Origin of the sequence: Streptomyces sp. (assembly GCF_036566765.1) — a bacterium.
Lineage (GTDB): Bacteria > Actinomycetota > Actinomycetes > Streptomycetales > Streptomycetaceae > Streptomyces.
Genome location: NZ_DATCVQ010000395.1, coordinates 1 through 2,666, shown reverse-complemented (window position 1 = coordinate 2,666; position 2,666 = coordinate 1). Strand labels below are relative to the sequence as shown.

The window sequence follows — 2,666 nt, the reverse complement described above, 5'->3', positions numbered from 1 at the left end:
AGGAACTCCCCGCCGTCGTCGTCCGTGTGGGCGCGGTAGATCGCATCGATCTCCTCGGCCGCCCGGACCATGGGCCCGCGCAGCGCGGGCTCCGCCATGCGCAACCGGTCGGCGAGGCGGTCTCTCACCCGCAGGTCGTCCAGGTACGACTCCTCGGGGTAGCGCCCCAACGGCGCCCAGTCGGCCGCCGCCCGCCGCGCGAACTCCTCCCAGATCGAGAGCGTCACGCGTGCCCGGCTGGCCATGCTCTGCGGCTCCGCCTCACGGTTCGGGTCCGTGGCGGCGACGAAGGCGTCGGTGACGGGGGACGTGTACCCGTCCGCCCCGTACACCTCAGGCAGCAGCCCGACCTTCGCGCCCGGAAGGTGAGGCACCGGTTCCTCGACCATGTCGACGGTGTACACAGGGTCGGGACCCTCGGACTCGTGCTCCCGCGCCAGCGTGCGCCGGCCGTCCGGCGTCACGGCCCAGTACGTCGCGATGGTGCCGATGTCCTCCGTCGGGCAGAGCACAGTCGTGCCGGTCGCCGCCGCGACCCTGGCCGCCACTGTCACCTCATCCGGCGGGTTCGGGACGGCCTCGATGACGTAGATGTCCAAAGACAACGCCACGTCTCCCCGAACCGGCTCGTATTCGCACAGCACGGCTGCCTGCCAATTCCGCCCCTCCGGATCGGCATCCCGGGTGCCCACATCGACCTGCGCGGGCTCGACCCCCACGGCCGAGGCAAGCGCGGACACCACCGTCGCCGGGACCGGGCGATGCACAGTCAGAAAGTTGTAGTTCACTGGTAAGTCCCGTCGTACACGGCCTTGGCCTTCGCGATCCGCTCAGGAGTGAAGCGGTTCAATGTCCGGGCGGGGCCGATCGACAGAAGTCAGCGAGTACGTCTGCAAATTCCCGGCATTCCTTCCTCGACCAGCCTACGTAGTCTCTAAACGCCTCATCGGACGGAACCAAAGCGTCAACCCACCCCAAGACCGAGATGGCCATCACGATCTCACGACGGTTCAACCTGAGAGCGAATTCGCCACCCACATGCTTCATTTGCACAGAAATCCCCTTTAGCGAAGAGCCCGCATTCCAGCACACCGCCACCCGCCGCCCTCCGGGCTACCCGAGTAACCAGCATCCAGATACGCCACTCCGACCTGCGCCTGCTCGACCCCCGGTTTGACACCGACAAACATCTTCTTCAGCCTTGAAAACATAGGCCGTCACGATGCTCCTTCGACTGCTACACCGAGCACGCCTGGATCGACTCCCGAAGAGAGCTCCAACCGCACCTCCAGGCACTATCACCGCTCAGGGCTGTCCCGCAAAAGATCCCCGCGTAGGGCGAGGCGGGTTCAGCAGGTCGCCGCATGGCCGGGGGTCGCCGCCGAACTGGCAGCCGTCGCGGTTGTCCCACGGCGGTCCGGCTAATTGAGCCCGCTATAAAGAATTGCCTCTTCGCGCGCCGGTCCGGCCACAGGGATCCGCTTCCACCACCATCCACATTCACCCCTAGGGCGACCATCCACCTTTTCAAGACGGAGCAGAGCGTCCGGCTCGGTGAAGGAGATGAACAGCTTGTCGATTTTCGACAGCAGTTTTTCGATGCGAGATCCCAGTGCGGCATCGAGAGCGCCCATTCCGTCCTGGATCGAATCTCGAATAATCAAAGCGGCGATCAAGTCATGGACCCCCCACGCAGACCTGTCCGAGCTGGACAACGAGAGGTCCGCCTCAAGCTTCTCCACGTGAGCCTTCCACGAGGCCAAAAGATGGGTGAGAGTGATACTTCGCTGGCTGGAGACCTGGATATTCACCCTGTCCAGCACATGAAGATCATCGCTCGACAGGCGTCCAGAAATCCAGGACAGGTCAGGGTTGGTCACGATGATCACGACTTTCCAAGCGAACCAGGATAATAGGCCGTGCTCTTCCACGGCATATCATAATTGACAATTACTCTGACGCCACCATGGTCGAACTGAGCAGAGTTCTGCTTTCCGATACGAACCGGCCCAGCCTTACGCAAAGTCGTCTCAATTTCCGCCTGACTCGGCCTACCCATCGCCGGGTTCCCACCTCCTGTGTGCCCATGAACAAACTGCACGATCTCATCGAGTGAGTAATCACTGCCATGAAAATCGTCTCCACCAGCACGATTTCCAAACGGCCTCCCGCAGAACGGGGAGCTGTTGTGCACCAGAACCGGCGTTCGACCTGCCAGAACGTAGTACGTATGGAGGTCGGCGACGGTCAGGTCGTGGGTGGTCTGTCGCTGGGTGTACCGGGTCACGGCTGTGACCTGGAGGGTTGAGCCCGAGGGCAGGCGGAGCTGGTCGCCGGGCTTGATGTCGCCGGCGTCGGCCCAGCGGTGTTCGTCGACGAGCCAGAAGGGGTGCGTGTCGGTGGCGGTGACCGTGCCCGCGGACGTCGTCAGGCGGGTGAAGTCCTTGTCGTCGTACGTGGTGAAGGTGCGGGTCACCGTGCGCAGGGTCGTCAGGCCGGTGACGGGGTCGGTGGCGAGGACCTGCTCCCCGAGGCGTACCGCTTCGATCGGGAGGGAGAGCCCGCCTCCGGCGAGGACTCGGGTACCGGGCGGGAAGCTGTGCTTGGTCGGGCAGGTGACCGGCTTGCGTTCGGACTCCTCCTCGTCCGGCTTGTCCTTTGGTTCG

The 2,666-nt window shown here is 64.0% G+C and carries 3 protein-coding genes; all 3 read right to left on the bottom strand.

Annotated features, from left to right (window positions below; genetic code table 11):
* Positions 1 to 605 (bottom strand): hypothetical protein (locus tag VIU94_RS23210; RefSeq protein WP_331913793.1); only part of this gene is annotated, 605 nt, incomplete at its 3' end.
* Between the two features lie 816 nt (positions 606 to 1,421).
* Positions 1,422 to 1,889, bottom strand: coding sequence for a hypothetical protein (locus VIU94_RS23205; protein WP_331913792.1), 468 nt, complete (start codon positions 1,887 to 1,889; stop codon positions 1,422 to 1,424).
* Positions 1,886 to 2,666: polymorphic toxin-type HINT domain-containing protein (locus VIU94_RS23200; RefSeq protein WP_331913791.1), on the bottom strand; the 781-nt coding region annotated here is incomplete at its 5' end. The genes VIU94_RS23205 and VIU94_RS23200, both read right to left, overlap by 4 nt.